Origin of the sequence: Pantoea sp. EKM101V (assembly GCF_011800325.1) — a bacterium.
In the GTDB taxonomy this organism is placed as follows: domain Bacteria; phylum Pseudomonadota; class Gammaproteobacteria; order Enterobacterales; family Enterobacteriaceae; genus Pantoea; species Pantoea anthophila.
Window position 1 is genome coordinate 168,226 of record NZ_JAALFP010000007.1, and the last position, 18,924, is coordinate 187,149.

16 protein-coding genes are annotated in these 18,924 nt (G+C 58.9%); 6 read left to right on the forward strand and 10 right to left on the reverse strand.

The annotated features are described in order from the left end of the window. Positions 1-18: 18 nt before the first annotated feature. Both malP and malQ read left to right on the forward strand, forming a co-directional pair. The gene (gene malP / locus HFD92_RS13120; RefSeq protein WP_167429078.1) at positions 19-2,424 is read left to right on the forward strand and encodes a maltodextrin phosphorylase; all 2,406 of its coding nucleotides are present in this window, start codon (positions 19-21) and stop codon (positions 2,422-2,424) included. 9 nt (positions 2,425-2,433) lie between these two features. Beyond that, positions 2,434-4,515 carry a 4-alpha-glucanotransferase gene (malQ, locus tag HFD92_RS13125; protein WP_167429079.1) on the forward strand — a complete coding sequence of 694 codons (2,082 nt, stop codon included), beginning with the start codon at positions 2,434-2,436 and terminating at the stop codon, positions 4,513-4,515. 48 nt (positions 4,516-4,563) lie between these two features. Here malQ and nfuA read toward each other — a convergent pair whose 3' ends face one another. Together nfuA and gntX are read right to left on the reverse strand one after the other, a co-directional pair. Further along, on the reverse strand, positions 4,564-5,139 hold the full coding sequence (gene nfuA, locus HFD92_RS13130) for a Fe-S biogenesis protein NfuA (protein WP_009087718.1): 576 nt from the start codon (positions 5,137-5,139) through the stop codon (positions 4,564-4,566). Between the two features lie 58 nt (positions 5,140-5,197). After that, positions 5,198-5,878, reverse strand: a complete 681-nt coding sequence (gene gntX / locus HFD92_RS13135; RefSeq protein WP_111207878.1) for a DNA utilization protein GntX — start codon at positions 5,876-5,878, stop codon at positions 5,198-5,200. 34 nt (positions 5,879-5,912) lie between these two features. Here gntX and bioH point away from each other — a divergent pair, with 34 nt between their 5' ends. Beyond that, a complete protein-coding gene (gene bioH / locus HFD92_RS13140; protein ID WP_167429080.1) occupies positions 5,913-6,689 on the forward strand; it encodes a pimeloyl-ACP methyl ester esterase BioH in 777 nt (258 codons plus the stop codon). Positions 6,690-6,859: 170 nt separating this feature from the next. Continuing rightward, positions 6,860-7,129, forward strand: coding sequence for a YdgH/BhsA/McbA-like domain containing protein (locus tag HFD92_RS13145; RefSeq protein WP_009087712.1), 270 nt, complete (start codon positions 6,860-6,862; stop codon positions 7,127-7,129). Here the strand turns inward: HFD92_RS13145 and HFD92_RS13150 are convergent, their stop codons facing one another. The 4 genes from HFD92_RS13150 to yjbE form a co-directional block, all read right to left on the reverse strand. Continuing rightward, positions 7,130-8,815 carry an alpha-amylase family glycosyl hydrolase gene (locus HFD92_RS13150; protein WP_167429081.1) on the reverse strand — a complete coding sequence of 562 codons (1,686 nt, stop codon included), beginning with the start codon at positions 8,813-8,815 and terminating at the stop codon, positions 7,130-7,132. A 128-nt stretch (positions 8,816-8,943) separates the two neighbouring features. Next, positions 8,944-11,271 (reverse strand): Tex family protein, encoded by a 2,328-nt coding sequence (locus HFD92_RS13155; protein ID WP_140029822.1) that lies wholly within the window; start codon positions 11,269-11,271, stop codon positions 8,944-8,946. 103 nt (positions 11,272-11,374) lie between these two features. After that, a complete protein-coding gene (gene greB / locus HFD92_RS13160; protein WP_009087707.1) occupies positions 11,375-11,848 on the reverse strand; it encodes a transcription elongation factor GreB in 474 nt (157 codons plus the stop codon). Between the two features lie 179 nt (positions 11,849-12,027). Further along, positions 12,028-12,276 (reverse strand): exopolysaccharide production protein YjbE, encoded by a 249-nt coding sequence (gene yjbE / locus HFD92_RS13165; RefSeq protein WP_009087705.1) that lies wholly within the window; start codon positions 12,274-12,276, stop codon positions 12,028-12,030. A 536-nt stretch (positions 12,277-12,812) separates the two neighbouring features. Between yjbE and ompR the strand changes: the two genes are divergently transcribed. After that, entirely contained in the window at positions 12,813-13,532 is a 720-nt protein-coding gene (gene ompR / locus HFD92_RS13170) for a two-component system response regulator OmpR (RefSeq protein WP_003853014.1), read from the forward strand. Then, positions 13,529-14,899: a two-component system sensor histidine kinase EnvZ gene (gene envZ / locus HFD92_RS13175; protein ID WP_009087704.1), complete on the forward strand. Its 1,371-nt coding sequence runs from the start codon at positions 13,529-13,531 to the stop codon at positions 14,897-14,899. The genes ompR and envZ overlap by 4 nt, the downstream gene beginning before the upstream one ends. A gap of 36 nt (positions 14,900-14,935) precedes the next feature. On the opposite strand, the gene pckA is transcribed toward envZ, so the two are convergent. From pckA to yrfG, 4 genes are all read right to left on the reverse strand, one after another. Then, entirely contained in the window at positions 14,936-16,555 is a 1,620-nt protein-coding gene (gene pckA / locus HFD92_RS13180) for a phosphoenolpyruvate carboxykinase (ATP) (protein WP_111207882.1), read from the reverse strand. Positions 16,556-16,922: 367 nt separating this feature from the next. After that, the gene (gene hslO, locus HFD92_RS13185) at positions 16,923-17,789 is read right to left on the reverse strand and encodes an Hsp33 family molecular chaperone HslO (protein WP_009087701.1); all 867 of its coding nucleotides are present in this window, start codon (positions 17,787-17,789) and stop codon (positions 16,923-16,925) included. Between the two features lie 49 nt (positions 17,790-17,838). Continuing rightward, a complete protein-coding gene (gene hslR, locus HFD92_RS13190; RefSeq protein ID WP_009087700.1) occupies positions 17,839-18,240 on the reverse strand; it encodes a ribosome-associated heat shock protein Hsp15 in 402 nt (133 codons plus the stop codon). 13 nt (positions 18,241-18,253) lie between these two features. Further along, entirely contained in the window at positions 18,254-18,901 is a 648-nt protein-coding gene (yrfG, locus tag HFD92_RS13195) for a GMP/IMP nucleotidase (protein WP_009087698.1), read from the reverse strand. Between the last annotated feature and the right edge of the window lie 23 nt (positions 18,902-18,924).

Consider the following 18,924-nt stretch of genomic DNA (forward strand, 5'->3'; position numbering starts at 1 on the left):
GTAACAGAAGGGAGTGATATGCCGCAGCAGAAATTCAATAAAGCCCGTTTTAACGCCGCCTTTACCCGCCAGTGGCAACACCTCGGCCTCTCTTCCGCTCAGCAGATGACCCCGCACCAGGCGTGGCAGGCGGTCAGTGCGGCCCTCGCGGAACTGCTGGCCGCCCAACCGGCCCCGCGTCCGGCGCAGCAGCAGCGTCACGTTAACTATCTCTCGATGGAGTTTCTGATTGGCCGGCTGACCGGCAACAATCTGCTTAATCTCGGCTGGTATGACGAGGTGCAGACGGCGCTGGCAGAGCAGCAGTTTGATTTAACGGCGCTGCTGGAGCAGGAGGTCGATCCGGCACTCGGCAATGGCGGGCTGGGGCGACTGGCTGCCTGCTACATGGATTCGATGGCCACGGTCGGTCAGTCTGCAACCGGTCACGGACTTAACTACCAGTACGGCCTGTTCCGCCAGTCTTTTCAGGCGGGCCAGCAGAAGGAGGCGCCCGACGACTGGCAGCGCGAGCACTATCCCTGGTTCCGCCACAACGCGGCGCTGGATGTGGAGGTGGCGATGGGCGGTCGGGTCGAAAAGCAGGAGAACGGCGAGGTGCGCTGGCAGCCCGGGTTTACGCTGCGCGGTGAAGCCTGGGATTTGCCGGTCACCGGCTACCGCAATGGTGTCACGCTGCCGCTGCGTCTGTGGCAGGCGGTGAGCGCGCACCCTTTTGACCTGACGGCGTTTAATGACGGTCACTTCCTGCAGGCGGAGCAGCCCGGCATCGAGGCGGCAAAGCTGACCAAAGTGCTCTATCCCAACGACAATCATCAGGCGGGCAAGCGGCTGCGCCTGATGCAGCAATATTTTCAGTGCGCCTGTGCGGTGGCCGATATTCTGCGCCGCCACCATCAGGCGGGACGCAGCATTCACAGCCTGCCCGATTTCGAAGTGATTCAGCTCAACGATACCCATCCCACCATCGCCATCCCGGAGATGCTGCGCGTGCTGCTGGATGAGCACCAGCTCGGCTGGGATGAGGCGTGGCAGATCACCAGCCGGCTGTTTGCTTACACCAACCACACCCTGATGCCGGAGGCGCTGGAGCGCTGGGATGAGAAGCTGATGCGCTCGCTGCTGCCGCGTCATCTGCTGATCATCAAAACGATCAATCAGCGGCTGAAAAAGGTGGTGAAGCAGCGCTGGCCGGATGACAAAGCGCTGTGGCATAAGCTGGCGGTGATTGCGGACGGTCAGGTGCGGATGGCGAATCTCTGCGTCGTCAGTGGGTTTGCGGTCAACGGCGTCGCGGCGCTGCACTCCCGGCTGGTGGTCAGCGATCTCTTCCCGGAATATCACCAGCTGTGGCCGCAAAAATTCCATAACGTCACCAACGGCATTACCCCGCGCCGCTGGCTGAAGCAGTGCAATCCGGCGCTGGCCGGGCTGATTGATGAGACGCTGAAAACCGAATGGGCCAGCAATCTCGACGCGCTGATCGGCCTGGAACCTTACGCCGACGACCCGGCGTTTCGTCAGCGCTATCGCAGCATCAAGCAGCAGAACAAAGTGCAGCTGACCGACTATATCGCCCGGCACACCGGGATTATCGTCAACCCGGCGGCCCTGTTCGATGTGCAGATCAAGCGACTGCATGAGTACAAGCGCCAGCACCTCAGCCTGCTGCATATCCTCTACTGCTATCAGCAACTCTGTAATAACCCGGAGGATGTTACCTTCACGCCGCGGGTCTTCCTGTTCGGGGCAAAAGCCGCACCGGGTTACTACCTGGCGAAAAACATTATCTACGCGATTAACCGGGTGGCGGAGGTGGTGAACAACGATCCCCGCATCGGCGACCGGCTGAAAGTGGTTTTTCTCCCCGACTACCGCATCACCGTCGCCGAAATGATGATCCCGGCGGCCGACCTCTCTGAGCAGATTTCTACCGCCGGTTATGAAGCCTCGGGCACCGGCAACATGAAGCTGGCGCTGAACGGCGCGCTGACCATCGGCACGCTGGATGGGGCCAATGTCGAAATCGCTGAGCAGGTGGGCGAGGAGAATATCTTTATCTTCGGTCACACCGTGGAGGAGGTGAAAGCGCTGAAGGCCAAAGGCTACAACCCGAAGAAGGTGCGCAGGCAGAACAAGGCGCTGGATGATTTACTGAAATCGCTGGAGAAGGGCAAATTCAGCGACGGGGACAAGCACGCGTTTGACCTGATGCTGGAGAGCCTGACGAAACACGGCGATCCCTGGCTGGTGCTGGCCGATTTCCAGCCTTACATCGAGGCGCAGCAACGGGTGGAAGCCCTGTGGCGCGACCCGGAAGGCTGGACCCGCGCCGCCATCCTCAACACGGCCCGGACCGGCATGTTCAGTTCGGACCGGTCCATTCGTGACTATCAGCAACGTATCTGGCAGGCACCCCGCTAAGGAGCAGCAATGAAACAGGATTCACTTGATCAGGCCGCCCGTGCTGCGGGTATTTCACTGGATTACATCAACGTTAACGGCGAGAAAGAGGCGATCAGCGACGAAACCAAACGTGCGCTGCTGGCGGTAATGGGCGATCCGCAGGAGGCGGGTCAGTCACCGCTGCCGCCGGTCGCCGTCTTCAGCGGCAGAGGCAAACGTCAGCTGACGCCGCAGGGCCGTGGCGTCTATCGCTGGCAGCTGCAGACAGAGAAGGGCAGACTGCTCAGCGGCGAGTTAACCGCGGGCGAACCCTTTACGCTGCCCACGCCGCTGGCGCAGGGGTATCACCAGCTGACGCTCAGCAAAGGGAAGAAAAGCTGGCAGACGCGGGTCATTGTTGCCCCACGCCGCTGCTATCTGCCGCCGGCGCTGGAGGCGGGAGAGAAACGCTGGGGCGCACTGGTACAGCTCTATACCGTACGGTCTGAACAGAACTGGGGCATCGGTGACTTCGGCGATCTCGACCAGCTGCTGGTGCAGCTGGCCGCACGCGGAGGCGATTTCGTCGGGCTGAATCCGCTGCATGCGCTCTATCCTGCCAGCGCCGATTTCGCCAGTCCCTACAGTCCGTCATCACGCCGCTGGCTGAACATCATCTATATCGATGTCAGCCAGGTGGCCGATTTTCAGCAAAGCGCGGCGGCACAGAAGTGGTGGAAAAGTGCCAGAACTCAGAAGGCGCTGGCCAAAGCTCGCGAGGCGGAGCATGTCGATTATGCAGCGGTAATGGCGCTGAAGCTCGCCGCACTGCGCCACGCCTGGGCCCACTTTCAGGCCCGTGACCACGCCAGCGACGAGCAGCAATCCTGGGCTGATTTTGTGCGTGAAGGCGGTGACAGCCTGCGTTATCAGGCGGCCTACGACGGCATACAGCAGGCCCGACGGGCTGAGAATGCAAAACAGTGGGGCTGGCCCGCGTGGCCGGAAGGGTGGCGCAACAGCCAGCAGCCGGAGGTGCAGCAGTGGTGTAAGGAGCATGAAGAGGAGATCGCCTTCTGGCAGTGGCTGCAGTGGCTGGCGCAGCAGCAGTTCTCAGGCTGCTGGGCGCACAGCCAGGCGCTGGGCATGAGCGTGGGTCTCTACCGTGACCTGGCGGTTGGCGTGGCGGAAGGCAGCGCCGAAACCTGGCACGACCCGGAGCTCTACCGCCTTAAAGCCTCTGTCGGCGCACCGCCCGACCGCCTCGGTCCGCTGGGGCAGAACTGGGGCCTGCCGCCAATGGACCCGCATGTGATGCAGGCGCGCGGCTATCAGCCCTTTATCGACATGCTGCGAGCCAACATGCGTGACTGCGGTGCATTGCGCATCGATCATGTGATGTCGCTGCTGCGTCTGTGGTGGGTGCCTGCCGGAGAGACGGCGGATAAAGGCGCTTATGTCGCCTATCCGGTCGACGATCTGCTGGGGATTCTGGCGCTGGAGAGCCACCGGCTGCGCTGCATGGTGATTGGCGAAGATCTGGGCACCGTGCCGGAGGCGATAGTCAGCCTGCTGCGCAAAAGCGGCGTCTTTTCATGGAAGGTGCTCTGGTTCGAGCAGGAGAAAGATCAGCGCTATCGCGCGCCGCAGGACTATCCGCGTCAGTCGATTGCCAGTGCCAGCACGCACGATCTGCCCACCCTCACCGGTTTCTGGGAGCAGGGCGACCTGGCGCTGGGCGAGAAACTGGGCCTCTATCCGGGCGACGCGGTGAAGGCACTGCATGAGCAGCGGGCGACGCAGAAGCAGGCGCTGCTGGATGCCCTGCATCAGGCGGGGGCCCTGCCGGCTCGCAGTCAGAAAAAGGCGGAGAAGCTGGCGATGACGCCTGCACTGAACCGGGCAATCCACCGTTTTCTGGCCGACACCGACAGTGCGCTGCTGGGCCTGCAACCGGAGGACTGGCTCGGCATGACCACGCCGGTTAACGTGCCGGGCACGGTAGATCAATATCCCAACTGGCGACGTAAGCTGAGCAAAACGCTGGAGGCGATCTTTGCCGACAGGGAAGTGAATGCACTGCTGAAGGTGGTCAGCCAGCAGCGTCAGTCAGGCAGGAAAGAGAAGTAACAAGAGCGCGGCAGTCTGACTGCCGCGCTCTTATCCTGTGCGTTAACATCAGTAGAAGGAGTGTTCGCCGCGCTGATGCTCGGTAATATCCCGCACGCCTTTCAGTTCCGGGAAGGCAGCCAGCAGCTCTTTCTCGATGCCATCTTTCAGGGTGACGTCGATCATCGAACAGCCGTTACAGCCGCCGCCAAACTGCAGAATGGCGTAACCGTCATCGGTGATCTCCATCAGTGACACGCGTCCGCCGTGACCGGCCAGCTGTGGGTTGATCTGCGCCTGCAGCAGATACTCCACGCGCTCCACCATCGGCGCATCGTCAGACACCTTCCGCATTTTGGCGTTCGGCGCTTTCAGCGTCAGCTGTGAACCGAGATTGTCGGTCACGAAGTCGATTTCCGCATCTTCCAGATAAGGTTTGCTCAGTTCATCAACATACGCAGAGAGCTTTTCGAACTTCAGCTCGGTGTCAGTCGCTTCAACGGCATCAGGCGGACAGTAAGAGACGCCGCACTCCGCTGTTGGCGTACCCGGGTTAATCACGAATACGCGAATCTGGGTGCCATCTTCTTGTTTGGATAGCAGTTTAGAAAAATGTTCCTGGGCAGAGTCAGTAATTCGGATCATGTCGATTGCTCAATAGTTGACTAATTTAGTTGGTTATAATACGCCCATCAATGACGCTCTACAAGGTACGGCACAGGCACCAGACCTGCACGCTGGCCGCGCCCTGCGCCAGTAACAGACGACTGATTTCGTCGACCGTACTGCCGGTGGTGATGACGTCATCCAGCAGGGCGATATGGCGACCCTGCACCGCCATTTCAAGGCGGAAGGCATCCCGTAAGTTAGTGCGGCGCTGGCGGGCAGTGAGCTGATGCTGCAATGCTCCCCTTCGCTGGCGGGAGAGGCCGTCACGCCATTCGCACTGCAGCCAGTGCGCCAGCGGGGCAGCCAGCAGGGCACTCTGGTTGTAGCCGCGCCGCCAGCGTCGCCGCCAGTGCAGCGGCACCGGCAGCAGCAGGTCGGGACGCACTACACGACCGTGCCGCCAGACATCCAGCCAGCTTAGCAAAAGCAGCCGCGCCAGCATCACCCTGAGTGCGGTTATGTGAGAAAACTTAAGCTGATTAACCCACTCACTGAACGGCGGGCGATAGTCATTGACGCAGACCAGCGCCTGCCAGGCGGGCGGTTTGCGCTGGCAGCGGCCACAGGCAACCCGCGTCGTCCCGGCGGGCAATCCGCAGCGTGGACAGAGCAGGGGCAGCGGCGGTAATTCACGCAGACATAAGCTGCACAGACCGTGACGGGCGATCTGTAACGGCATCTGGCATAGCCAACACAGGGCAGGCATTGCTAGCATAGCGACCTCCTTATCATTTTCGGGATAGTAACTGATGACGTCGCTCTACTGGCACACCTGCGGAGAAGGAAAACGCGATCTTGTGCTGCTGCACGGATGGGGGCTGAATGCCGAAGTCTGGCAAAGCATTATTCCGCGACTCAGCCCGCATTACCGCCTGCATCTGGTCGATCTGCCGGGCTATGGCCGCAGTCAGGATGCGGGAACGCTGACGCTGACACAGATGGCAGAGGCGCTGCTGCCTGCGCTGCCCGCACAGGCGATCGTCATGGGGTGGTCTCTGGGCGGACTGGTGGCGACACAGCTGGCGCTGACCGCGCCAGAAAAGCTGGCTGCACTGATTACCGTTGCATCGTCACCCTGTTTCACCGCCACAGAGCACTGGCCCGGCATTAAACCCGAGACGCTGCAGAACTTTCAGCAGATGCTCAGCAACGATTTTCAGCGCACGGTGGAGCGCTTTCTGGCGCTGCAGACGCTGGGCACCGAAACGGCGCGCGCCGATGCACGGCAGCTGAAAGAGGTGGTGCTGTCGCAACCGATGCCGGAAGTGGCGGTGCTGGATGGCGGACTGGAGATTCTGCGTCAGGTCGATCTGCGCAGCACGTTACCGCAGATCGGGCTGCCGTTCCTGCGTCTCTATGGCGCACTCGATGGGCTGGTGCCGCGCCGGATTGCTGCAGAGATTGATGAAATGTTGCCAGCCTCGCCTTCAGTCGTTATCGACAAGGCAGCACATGCACCTTTTATTTCCCATCCAGACATCTTTTGTCAGCATATTATTAACTTTATCAGTGATTTGCCGGGATAATGAGGCTTTAAGTTGGCAAAATCGCTGGCAGCAGCAATACTTCTCTCTGTGAGCAAGGCCGCTGCAAATTTATGTGATTAGTCACGGAAATGACTATGCCGTTCCATACTGCCTTACGCGTTTAGCGGCTGCTTACATCTCACAATGGATCATGAATGAGGGTAAACATAATGAAGGTTTTTAAATGGGTTGTGGCTTCAATGATGATGGGCGCGATTTCATTTTCTGCGATGGCAGCGAAGGAAGTCACCAAAGAAGAAGTTAAATCAATGAACCTGCAGAAGATTGGCACTGTTAACACCACAGCGGAAACCACCTCGCCAATGGATGCTAAAAAAGTGCTGTCTCAGCTTGCTGACGAGAAAGGCGGTAAATACTACCTGGTGATCGCGGGTCGCGAACACGGTAAATTCAGCGCCACCGCTGAAGTCTACAAGTAATCAGCGTAGCCACATGAACTGCCAGGCATCCAGCTTAACCGGCTGGGTGCCATCCATCTTCTCTCCGCTTATCAGATCCTGCCACATACGTGCCTCAGGTAGCGGTGTCTCCACCGGCCGTCCACTGAGATTAAACACGCAGAGCAACCCTTCATTGCTGTCCGGCGAATGACGTCTGAGCACCAGCAGGGCATTTTCGCTCTCTGAGATCGTCATCGGATTATCGGGATGAAAAGCAGGCTGGCGACGGCGCAGCTGGATCAGCTGACCGAGCCGGGTATAAATCTGCTGACGCAGCCACTCTTCCCCCGCCAGCGCCGCTTCTATCGTCTGCAGATCATACTTCTGGCGATTAATCGCCCGGTTGTGTCCGGCGGCACGCACCCCATCGTAATCATTTCGCCCGCCCACAATGCTCTGGATATAGATGGCCGGCACGCCAGGGAACACCAGCAGAATGGCATGGGCCAGTAAAAAACGTTTCAGCCGCGTGGCGTCGTCGTCCGCCTCACGGTTTAACGCATCCAGATAGGTGACGTTGATTTCATACGGGCTGGTGGTGCCGTCCGGATTATTTTTGTAGGAGACCAGCGCACCCTCCAGCGCCAGGTCGCGCACCAGCGCCACAATCTCCACCTCCGACAAAATTCCGCGCGCCGGATTCAGGCCAATACCATCGTGGGACGCCAGAAAGTTAAAAAAGGTGGTGTCATTGCTGCTGAGATCCAGCGAGCTGGCCCACTGCCGCAGCGCGCGCGCCGAGCCGGTATGAATCGCATGCAGCACCAGCGGCGGCAGCGAAAACTGATAAACCATCTGCGCCTCATCGTGGCCGTTGCCGAGGTAACTGATGTTGTCCCGATGTGGCACGTTGGTCTCCGTGATAATCACCGTGCCAGGGGCGACCTGGTCGGCAATCGCGCGAAACAGCTTCACCAGCTGATGGGTTTTTTCCAGGTGAATACAGCGCGTGCCGGGCGTTTTCCACATGTAGCCGACCGCATCGAGCCGCACGTAGTCCGCGCCGCGTATCAGGTAGTCGAGCAGGACCCCGACCATGCGCAGCAGCACCTCAGGATTGGCAAAGTTCAGGTCGATCTGATCGGCGCTGAAGGTGGTCCAGATAAAGCGGGTGTCGCCATCGGCCATCTGAAAAGGGGTTAGCAGCGGCGAGGTTCGCGGACGGGTGACGGCGCTGAGGTCAGTGGCGGGCGGCATGCTGATAAAGAAATCGTCCCAGCCGGGGTCCTGCGCCAGAAAGTGACGGAACCAGGCGCTCCGCGACGACATATGGTTGCAGACAAAATCGAACATCAGCCGGGTTTCCTGATGCAGGCGGGCAACATCCTGCCAGTCACCGCACAGCGGATCAACCTGATGGTAATCAATGACAGAAAAGCCGTCGTCAGACGACCAGGGAAAGAAAGGCAGCAGGTGAACCAGCGGAAAGAGGGATTGCAGATGCTGCTGATAGAAGCGGGAAAAGGTCGTGAGCGTGGGCTTGCCGGTTTCCCGAAACTGATCGGCATAGGTGATGAGCACCACATCCTGCTCGTCCCAGTGCGCCTTGCGCGGCAGCTTGATGGCGTCGCGGGCGGTGGCGATCTCACTCAGCAGGCGCGTCAGGGTAGCCTGGGGAAAGGTGCCGGCATAAATCTTATCAATCAGATCGGTGATCGTTTCCATCGTGATTTGGATGCCACAGCAGATGTTGTTTTTATGACAGGCGTCTTTTTAGCGTAGCGTTATGACGGGGATTTTCAACCGGGGAAAGTGGCGGGAACAGGGGGCCAGCGTGCGGCCCCCTGATAAGCTTAGCGTTTTTTACCGAACGCGGCGGCCAGGGCATCACCCATCGCGCTGTTACCCGCAGAGGCGCTGACCGGACGCGGACGGCCTTTCGCGGCAGCCGGACGTTTCTCGTCACGCGGCGCGCCATTTTTCGCGCCGCCACGCGCATTGCCTTCGCCTGGCTGCTCATCGAGACGCATGGTCAGGGCAATACGTTTGCGCTGCAGATCGACTTCCATCACTTTGACTTTGACGATATCGCCCGCTTTTACCACCTGATGAGGATCTTCCACAAAGCGGTCAGAGAGCGAGGAGATATGCACCAGGCCATCCTGATGCACGCCGATGTCCACAAACGCCCCGAAGTTGGTGACGTTGGTAACGCTGCCTTCCAGAATCAGGCCCGGCGTCAGGTCGCTCAGCGTCTCGACGCCTTCTGCAAACTGCGCCGTCTTAAACTCAGGACGCGGATCGCGGCCCGGCTTCTCCAGCTCTTTCATGATGTCGGTTACGGTCGGCAGACCAAAACGGTCATCGATGAAATCGCGCGGGCTGAGATTGCGCAGGCTGCCCGCATTACCCATCAGGTCGCTCAGCGCCTGCTCGGTAGCGGCCAGAATGCGCTCGACCACCGGATAGGCTTCCGGGTGGACCGTGGAGGCGTCGAGCGGGTTATCGCCGTGATTGATACGCAGGAAGCCCGCGCACTGTTCAAAGGCTTTTGGTCCCAGGCGACTCACTTTCAGCAGCTGCTGGCGGTTGCGGAAGCGGCCATTTTCATCCCGCCAGCCGACAATGTTCTGCGCCATCATGCGCGTCAGGCCCGCGACGCGGGTCAGCAGCGGCACCGAGGCGGTATTCAGATCCACGCCGACGGCGTTCACACAGTCTTCCACCACCGCGTCGAGTTTCTTCGCCAGCTGGCTCTGGCTGACATCATGCTGATACTGACCGACACCGATCGATTTCGGATCGATTTTCACCAGCTCAGCCAGCGGGTCCTGCAGACGTCGGGCAATCGACACCGCGCCGCGCAGAGAGACATCCAGATCCGGGAACTCCTGCGCCGCCAGTTCAGAGGCGGAGTAGACGGACGCGCCCGCCTCACTGACAATCACTTTCTGCGCCGTGACCTGCGGGAACTGCTTCTGCAGATCGAGGAAAAAGCGCTCGGTTTCGCGGGATGCGGTGCCGTTACCAATCGCCACCAGCTCCACCTGATGCTTAACGCAGAGGGCCGCAACGGCGGCGGCGGCTTTCGCGGCCTGACCGGTGTGCGGATAGACGGTGTCGGTCGCGACAACCTTGCCGGTGGCATCAACGACAGCGACCTTAACGCCGGTGCGCAGGCCCGGGTCCAGTCCCATGGTGGCCCGCATGCCCGCGGGCGCGGCCATCAGCAGATCGTGCAGGTTACGGGCAAACACGTTGATCGCTTCATCTTCTGCGCGTTCGCGCACCGTGCCCATCAGCTCGGTTTCCAGATGCAGCATCACTTTGATGCGCCATGTCCAGCTCACGACCGCTTTACGCCAGCTGTCTGCCGGGGCGTTGTTCAGGCGCAGGTTCAGGTGTTCCGCAATCAGCGTTTCGCCGTGGCTTTCACGCGGCGCTTCATCAAACTGCGGGTCAGCATTCAGCGAGAGTTGCAGAACGCCTTCGTTACGGCCGCGCAGCATCGCCAGTGCACGGTGTGACGGCACGCTGCTCAGCGCTTCATGGTGGTCAAAGTAGTCACGGAACTTCGCGCCCGCTTCCTCTTTGCCTTCCACCACGCGCGACACCAGGTGAGCATTTTTCCACAGATAGTTACGCACTTTCGCCAGCAGCGCCGCATCTTCAGCGAAACGCTCCATCAGAATGTAGCGGGCGCCATCCAGCGCGGCACGCACGTCAGCCACCCCTTTGTCGGCATCGACATATTGTGCAGCCAGCTGCTCAGGGGTGTGAGACGGATCCTGCCACAGGGTGTCCGCCAGCGGCTCAAGACCCGCTTCAATCGCGATCTGTCCACGCGTACGGCGCTTCTGTTTGTAGGGCAGGTAGAGATCTTCCAGCTCGGTTTTGCTGAGGGTGGTGTTGATCGCGCGGGCGAGGTCGTCGGTGAGTTTTCCCTGCTCGTCAATCGACTTCAGAATCGACTGGCGTCGCTCTTCAAGTTCACGCAGATAGCTGAGGCGGGTTTCCAGCTGGCGCAGTTGGGTATCATCCAGCCCGCCGGTGACCTCTTTACGATAGCGTGCGATAAACGGCACGGTATTCCCTTCATCCAGCAGGCGAACGGCGGCGTCAACCTGTTCGGGACGCGCCTGCAGCTCACTGGCTATTATCTGGCTCAGAACGTTCATCATCAGGACTGTCTTGCTTTCCGGGTTGAGAAATAGCGGACAGTTATACGGATTGATGGTCAAAATTGCCAGAGACGCGGGCGGCTTTCAGCCATAATCTGAAACGTTATTGCGGGTAATCAATCGCGTTGACATACCAGAGCGCCGGACCCACTGGCGTCTCGACGGTGGCGGCATCGCCCACCTCTTTTTTCAGCAGTGCCCGCGCCATCGGTGAGTCGATGGAGATGTAATCCTTGCGGCCAAAAATCTCATCGTAGCCCACGATGCGGAAGCGTTTGAGGTCGCCCGCATCGTTTTCAATTTCCACCCAGGCACCGAAGAAGACTTTGCCATCCTGCTGAGGCGAGTAGTCAACGATGCGCAGCTGCTCAAGACTTTTGGTCAGGTAGCGAACGCGACGGTCAATTTCCCGCAGCCGTTTCTTGTTGTACTGATAGTCGGCATTTTCACTGCGATCGCCAAGGCTGGCAGCCCAGGTCACCTTTTTGGTCACTTCCGGTCGCTCTTCACGCCAGAGGTAGTCGAGTTCCGCTTTCAGCTTATCGAAGCCTTCGCGGGTAATCAGTCGGGTTTTCATGCTAATCCGGCCAGCCAAATCAAAAGAGAAACAGTGTAAGGCAAACAGGGCGCGGCAAAAAAGAGTCGGGGAAGGGGTTTTTAAAGCTAAAAACCCGCGTTGACTTCCCCGGCGGCGAAAGGGGTGCTGCTGAAGCGTAATCTGGAGCCAGTCACAGGACGCTGGCCAATAAAACAGACTTATTTTCCGGCGTGAGTCGCCGTGGTGGTCGAGGTGCCGGTGCCATGTCCGTCACCGCCGCCGCCGCCCATGGTCGCCAGCGCAACGCCCAGCAGGGCCGCGACTGCGCCAACGCCAATGGCGTCAGAGTTACCTTTAGCGGTTGAGGTTGCCGCTGCACCGGCCGCTTCACCGGTCGCTGTGGCAGCATAACCTGGGCTAACGCTGCCTAATGCCAGCGCGCTCAGCAGTAAAATCGTTTTTTTCATTGTGTAATCCCCGTTGAGACGTCGAATGGTGCCTGAGCAGTCTGGTTGAAAACGGAGAAGGCGAAAAGTTGGCTTTACTGATTGATTTATCGGACTTTAATTTCAACTGGCCTTGCTGTGAGAAGCACTGAAATTAATCCGAGATGAGGATGGCGTCCCGGGCGCTTTTGCTGGAATATTATGCTGTCTGAATGCGGGCAGGGTAGATTATCTGGAGCTTATCCATAATGATGACTCCGTTTTAAGCCAAATTAACTGCTAAGCCGCTGAATTTCTTCATCGAATAAATGCCGGTCCGCTTCTGACGCCAGCGATTCTGAGAAACAGGGCCGTTTTTTCAGATTTGCCGTATCCTGCCCTGTCGCCGGTAAAAAGGGTGAGCCTGGCCCCGAAATTGGCCCGAAATTAAATATAAGCTCCTGTTTAATATGCTTTGTAACAATTTTGGCTAGAATATAAACCATTAATGACTGTCACTATAAGGCATCTTTTTTTAACAATGTTGGCTCAGGCAATAGCGCCTTTGGGAGTTGAAAATGCAAGAGAACTACAAAATTCTGGTCGTCGATGATGATATGCGTCTGCGTGCTCTGCTTGAACGCTATCTCACCGAGCAGGGCTTTCAGGTGCGCAGTGTCGCTAATGCCGAGCAGATGGATCGTCTGTTAACCCGTGAATCCTTTCATCTGATGGTGCTCGACCTGATGCTGCCAGGTGAAGATGGCCTCTCTATCTGCCGTCGTCTGCGCAGTCAGAGCAACCCGATGCCTATCATTATGGTGACGGCCAAGGGCGAAGAGGTCGATCGTATCGTCGGGCTGGAGATCGGCGCGGACGACTACATTCCTAAACCCTTTAACCCGCGTGAACTGCTGGCGCGTATCCGCGCGGTGCTGCGTCGTCAGGCCAATGAACTGCCCGGCGCACCGTCGCAGGAAGAGGCGATTATCGCCTTTGGTAAATTCAAACTTAACCTCGGCACCCGCGAGATGTTCCGTGAAGATGAGCCGATGCCGCTGACCAGCGGTGAGTTCGCCGTGCTGAAAGCCCTGGTGAGCCACCCGCGTGAGCCGCTGTCGCGCGACAAGCTGATGAACCTGGCGCGTGGCCGTGAATACAGTGCCATGGAGCGTTCGATTGACGTTCAGATCTCCCGCCTGCGTCGCATGGTGGAAGAGGACCCGGCGCATCCACGTTACATTCAGACCGTCTGGGGTCTGGGCTACGTCTTCGTGCCGGACGGCAGTAAAGCATGAGGCGACTGCGCTTCTCGCCACGCAGTTCGTTTGCGCGCACCCTGCTGCTGATCGTGACCCTGCTGTTTGTCAGCCTGGTCACGACCTATCTGGTGGTGCTGAACTTTGCCATCCTTCCCAGCCTGCAGCAGTTCAATAAGGTGCTGGCATACGAAGTACGTATGCTGATGACCGACCGGCTGCAGCTGGAGGATGGCACGCAGCTGGAAGTGCCTCCGGCGTTTCGCCGGGAAATCTACCGCGAACTGGGGATCTCGCTCTACACCAATGCAGCAGCAGAGGAGAGCGGATTGCGCTGGGCGCAGCACTATGAATTCCTGAGTGAACAGATGGGGCAGCAGCTGGGCGGGCCCACCGATGTGCGGGTCGAGGTCAACAAAAACTCGCCTGTGGTCTGGCTGAAAACCTGGCTGTCGCCTGATATCTGGGTGCGGGTGCCCCTGACGGAAATCCATCAGGGCGACTTCTCGCCGCTGTTCCGCTATACCCTGGCGATAATGCTGCTGGCGATTGGCGGCGCCTGGCTGTTTATCCGCATCCAGAACCGGCCGCTGGTGGATCTGGAGCACGCCGCTCTGCAGGTCGGACGCGGGATTATTCCGCCGCCGCTGCGCGAGTATGGCGCGTCCGAAGTCCGATCGGTGACCCGTGCCTTTAACCAGATGGCGGCCGGGGTAAAACAGCTGGCGGATGACCGAACGCTGCTCATGGCGGGGGTCAGTCACGACCTGCGCACGCCGCTGACCCGTATTCGTCTCGCCACCGAGATGATGAGCGAGCAGGATGGCTATCTGGCCGAATCGATTAACAAAGATATCGAAGAGTGCAACGCCATCATCGAACAGTTCATCGACTACCTGCGCACCGGTCAGGAGATGCAGACCGAGCGCGCCGACCTGAACAGCGTGCTGGGCGAGGTGGTGGCCGCAGAGAGTGGCTACGAACGTGAGATCGAAAATGCGGTGATGCCGGAAGAGTTAATGCTGGATATCAACCCGCTGTCGATCAAACGCGCACTGGCTAACCTGGTGGTCAACGCCGCGCGATACGGCAATGGCTGGATTAAAGTCAGCAGCGGACGGGAACTGCATCGCGCCTGGTTTCAGGTGGAAGATGACGGGCCGGGTATTAAGCCTGATCAGCTGGCGCATCTCTTCCAGCCGTTTGTGCGCGGCGACAGTGCCCGCAGCACCAGCGGAACCGGTCTCGGCCTGGCGATTGTACAGCGTATTATTGATGCGCATCAGGGGTCGCTGGAGATTGGCGAGAGCGAGCGCGGGGGATTGCGTATTCGCGCCTGGTTACCGTTAACGGAAAATATGGCGCTGAGCCATAACAACGGCAGCAACAGCGTCTCAGGCGGATAAAACGGGCGCGGCAGGAGGACTGCCGCGCCCGTTCCGTCAGCGTTGCGGGCCCGCTTTTACCAGCGCCGCACCGGCTGCGTTATCGGTGTACTTATCGAAGTTATCAATAAAGCGCTGCGCCAGACCTTCGGCGGCGGCGGTCCACTTCTCTTCACTCTCCCAGCTGCGACGCGGATCGAGCGTCTCACTGTCCAGCTCACCCAGTGTCACCGGCATCTGCAGATTGAAGATCGGCAGGGTTTCTACCGGCGCATTATCCAGTTCACCCGCCAGGATCGCGTTGATGATGGCACGGGTATTTTTCAGCGAGATGCGCTTGCCGCTGCCGTTCCAGCCGGTATTGACCAGATACGCCTGCGCACCGGACGCCTCCATCCGCTTCACCAGCACTTCGGCATACTGCGTCGGGTGCAGCGTCAGGAATGCGGCACCAAAACAGGCAGAGAAGGTCGGTGTTGGCTCAGTCACGCCACGCTCGGTTCCGGCCAGTTTGGCGGTAAAACCGGACAGGAAATGATACTGCGTCTGCTCCGGCGTCAGACGGGAAACCGGTGGCAGCACCCCAAACGCATCGGCGGTCAGGAAAATCACCTTCTTCGCATGGCCCGCTTTTGAGACCGGCTGCACGATGTTGTCGATGTGATTGATCGGGTAAGAGACGCGGGTGTTTTCGGTTTTGCTGCCGTCGGCGTAATCCACACTGCCATCTTCGCGCACCACCACATTCTCCAGCAGCGCATTACGGCGAATGGCGCGGTAGATCTCCGGCTCAGCCTGCTCTGAGAGGTTGATGGTTTTGGCGTAGCAGCCGCCCTCGAAGTTAAACACGCCGTCATCGTCCCAGCCATGTTCATCATCGCCAATCAGCTGGCGGTCAGGATCGGTCGAGAGAGTGGTTTTCCCGGTGCCCGACAGGCCAAAGAAGACCGCCACGTCGCCCGCTTTGCCAACGTTAGCAGAGCAGTGCATCGAAGCGATGCCTTTCAGCGGCAGCAGGTAGTTCATGATGGCGAACAGACCTTTCTTCATCTCGCCGCCGTACCAGGTGCCGCCAATCAGCTGCATGCGCTCCGTCAGATTGAAGGCGACAAAGTTCTCAGAGTGCAGACCCTGCGCCTGCCAGTCCGGGTTGGTGCATTTCGCGCCGTTCATCACCACAAAATCGGGCGTGAAGTCGGCCAGCTCAGCGTCGGTCGGCTGGATGAACATATTTTTGACGAAGTGGGCCTGCCAGGCCACTTCGGTGACAAAACGCACGCTCAGACGGGAGTCAGCATTGGCACCGCAGAAGGCATCCACGACAAACAGGCGCTTGCCGGAGAGCTGCCGGGTGACGCAGCTTTTCAGCGCGTTCCAGGTCTCCTGCGACAGGGGCTGGTTGTCATTTTTGCCGGTGCCCTGGTCGTTCCACCACAGGGTATCGCGCGTGGTGTCGTCACGCACAATGTACTTATCCTTTGGCGATCGCCCGGTGAAAATCCCGGTGTCTACTGCAATCGCACCGCTCTGCGTCAGGGTGCCACGTGCAAAACCTTCGAGGTCCGGGCGCGTCTCTTCCTGAAAGAGCGTGTCGTAATCAGGGTTGTAAACCACTTCCGTGGTATCCACGATGCCCAAAGCGGCAAGGTCTTGCGAGGTCAGGCCGTTAACGCGCATTTTACTGCTCCTTAAATCGGTGTCTGTTCTGCAAAGCAGAGATAGGTTGGGATCGTACGGCCGGCTGTTGCACTGATGCGACGACGCACTGAAAAGTCACAGCGCGTCGTCACCTCAGCCTGCAGGCACAACCAGGCTTATCAGGGCTTCTGCCTCTGCCTTCCGGGCGGCTGCACGATCGCGCGCAGTTTACTCTTCTGCGTTGAGGGAAAAAGGGCAGCGATCTAAAAATGCGACTCAGGGCGCGTTAAGGCTATGTTTCGAACGTTTTAAAGATGTTATGAAAGTAAAAAAAGATAATTTGTCTGAGAAATTATGGGGATAGGAGGGGGAGAGGAAAACGGGGCGGCAGACGCCGCCCGGTGAATCAGTGCAGACGCTCGTCATTCCCGTGAGAATGGCTGCGAATCGCCGCGATATCGACTGCGTCAAACACGTAGTCTGAACCGCAGTAGTCGCAGTGCATGTCAATTTTGCCATCTTCCGCGATGATCTCATCCACCTCTTCCTTCGGCAGCGTGGTCAGCACTTCACCACAGCGTTCACGCGAACAGGTGCATTTGTAGATGACCGGCTGCGGATCATAGAGGGTGACCTCTTCCTGATGGTAGAGACGCCACAGCACCTCATTGGCCGGCAGGGTGATCAGCTCGTCGGTTTTGATGGTTTCCGTCAGGGTCGCCAGGTGGTCGAACGCCTCTTTCTCTGTCTCCTGTGCCGGCAGAACCTGCAGCAGGATACCGGCGGCACCCTGGTCGCTGGTGCGGATAAACAGCCGCGTAGGCAGCTGCTCAGAACGCATGAAGTAATCTTCCAGGCATTCCGCCAGCGTTTCACCTTCCAGTCCCACCACGCCCTGATAGCGCTCACCTTTTTCAGGGGAGATGGTGATCACCAGGTAGCCGTTGCCCACCATGCTTTTCAGGGTGCTGTCGGCCGGGATGTCGCCTTTTATGCGCGCCACGCCACGCAGCTCCTGATTATTGTTGCCGTTGATCACCGCCAGGGAGAGCGGACCGTCACCCTGCAGCTGCACGGTAATTTCACCGTCAAACTTCAGCGTGGCGGTCAGCAGGCTGGTGGCGACCAGCATTTCACCCAGCAGCGTCTTAACCGGAGCCGGATAGTCGTGGTTCTTCACGGTTTCACGCCAGGTGTCGGAGACGTTCACCAGCTCGCCGCGCACAGCGGCATTTTCAAACAGATAACGGTGCAGTTGATCCTGGACTGACATATTTTTTCTCTCACTGGAACGGGGCGATGGCGCGTCCGCGAAGACGGCATTACTCATCGCCCGATAATTTAAACTTCATCAAATCGCGACGCTCTTTTTTGTCAGGTCGCCGATCGGGATGGGGCATAGTCAGCGCATTCAGTTTGCGTGCCTGCGCCATTTTTTCGCGTTTCTCGATACTGGCATCGGTTTCGCGGTAGAGCTGCTGTGCCTCGCTGGCGGGGCGGCGCTGAGCGCTGATATTCGCCACCACCACGGTGCGTTCATCGTTGCCCTGACGCACGGTCAGTTCCGCATTCAGCTCGACGATCTTGCCGGGTTTACTGCGCTGACCGTTGTAGTGCACTTTGCCGCCTTCAATCATCTCCCGCGCAATTGCCCGGGTTTTGTAAAAGCGCGCAGCCCACAGCCATTTGTCGAGGCGAACCTCTTCGCTGCTTTTCTCTTTCATTGCTGCTCCTGACTCAGATCAGCGTCCGATAGTCGCCGGTGGCGCGGTGACGCTGAAAGATTTGCTCAGGACGACCCGAATCGGGATTTTTTACGCCTAAGCACCAGCCGATGCCCCATGACGCCGCAGCATCCAGAATCACTTCGCTGTCGTCGATAAACAGCGTGCGCGGCGCAGAAAAGCCGGTGTGCTGTTGTACCGCCTGCCACAGACGCGGGTCTTCTTTCGGATACCCAAAGGTATGGGTGGAAAGTAATAAATCAAGGTGTGGCGCTAAACCTGTCTGCGCCAGTTTGACGTCGAGATTATAGGGATGCGCGTTGGTCAGCAGGATGGTGCGCTTGCCAGCGCGACGCAGCGCCTGCAAAAAGGGCAGGGTGTCGTCACGCAGTGCGACCCGGCTGCGCATCGCCCAGGTCATGGCACGGATGTCCAGCGCCAGCGCCTCTGCCCAGTAATCCAGACAATACCAGTTTAGCGTATGGGCGACGGCCTGATACTTTTCCGTGATGATCCGGTCAGCGTCAGCCAGGGTGATACCGCGCTGCTGGCTGAGCACCGCGGGCACATGCTCCAGCCAGAAATGACGATCAAACGCCAGATCCAGCAGCGTGCCATCCATGTCGAGCAGCACGGTGTCAATTTCAGACCAGTTGAGCATCGTGGCTCTCACCCTGTAAAAAA

Excerpts from the sequence above, each read along its gene's own strand:
- malP (WP_167429078.1), top strand. The coding sequence starts at position 19 with ATGCCGCAGCAGAAATTCAATAAAGCCCGTTTTAACGCCGCCTTTACC.
- malQ (WP_167429079.1), top strand. The coding sequence starts at position 2,434 with ATGAAACAGGATTCACTTGATCAGGCCGCCCGTGCTGCGGGTATTTCA.
- nfuA (WP_009087718.1), bottom strand. The coding sequence starts at position 5,139 with ATGATCCGAATTACTGACTCTGCCCAGGAACATTTTTCTAAACTGCTA.
- gntX (WP_111207878.1), bottom strand. The coding sequence starts at position 5,878 with ATGCTAGCAATGCCTGCCCTGTGTTGGCTATGCCAGATGCCGTTACAG.
- bioH (WP_167429080.1), top strand. The coding sequence starts at position 5,913 with ATGACGTCGCTCTACTGGCACACCTGCGGAGAAGGAAAACGCGATCTT.
- HFD92_RS13145 (WP_009087712.1), top strand. The coding sequence starts at position 6,860 with ATGAAGGTTTTTAAATGGGTTGTGGCTTCAATGATGATGGGCGCGATT.
- HFD92_RS13150 (WP_167429081.1), bottom strand. The coding sequence starts at position 8,815 with ATGGAAACGATCACCGATCTGATTGATAAGATTTATGCCGGCACCTTT.
- HFD92_RS13155 (WP_140029822.1), bottom strand. The coding sequence starts at position 11,271 with ATGATGAACGTTCTGAGCCAGATAATAGCCAGTGAGCTGCAGGCGCGT.
- greB (WP_009087707.1), bottom strand. The coding sequence starts at position 11,848 with ATGAAAACCCGACTGATTACCCGCGAAGGCTTCGATAAGCTGAAAGCG.
- yjbE (WP_009087705.1), bottom strand. The coding sequence starts at position 12,276 with ATGAAAAAAACGATTTTACTGCTGAGCGCGCTGGCATTAGGCAGCGTT.
- ompR (WP_003853014.1), top strand. The coding sequence starts at position 12,813 with ATGCAAGAGAACTACAAAATTCTGGTCGTCGATGATGATATGCGTCTG.
- envZ (WP_009087704.1), top strand. The coding sequence starts at position 13,529 with ATGAGGCGACTGCGCTTCTCGCCACGCAGTTCGTTTGCGCGCACCCTG.
- pckA (WP_111207882.1), bottom strand. The coding sequence starts at position 16,555 with ATGCGCGTTAACGGCCTGACCTCGCAAGACCTTGCCGCTTTGGGCATC.
- hslO (WP_009087701.1), bottom strand. The coding sequence starts at position 17,789 with ATGTCAGTCCAGGATCAACTGCACCGTTATCTGTTTGAAAATGCCGCT.
- hslR (WP_009087700.1), bottom strand. The coding sequence starts at position 18,240 with ATGAAAGAGAAAAGCAGCGAAGAGGTTCGCCTCGACAAATGGCTGTGG.
- yrfG (WP_009087698.1), bottom strand. The coding sequence starts at position 18,901 with ATGCTCAACTGGTCTGAAATTGACACCGTGCTGCTCGACATGGATGGC.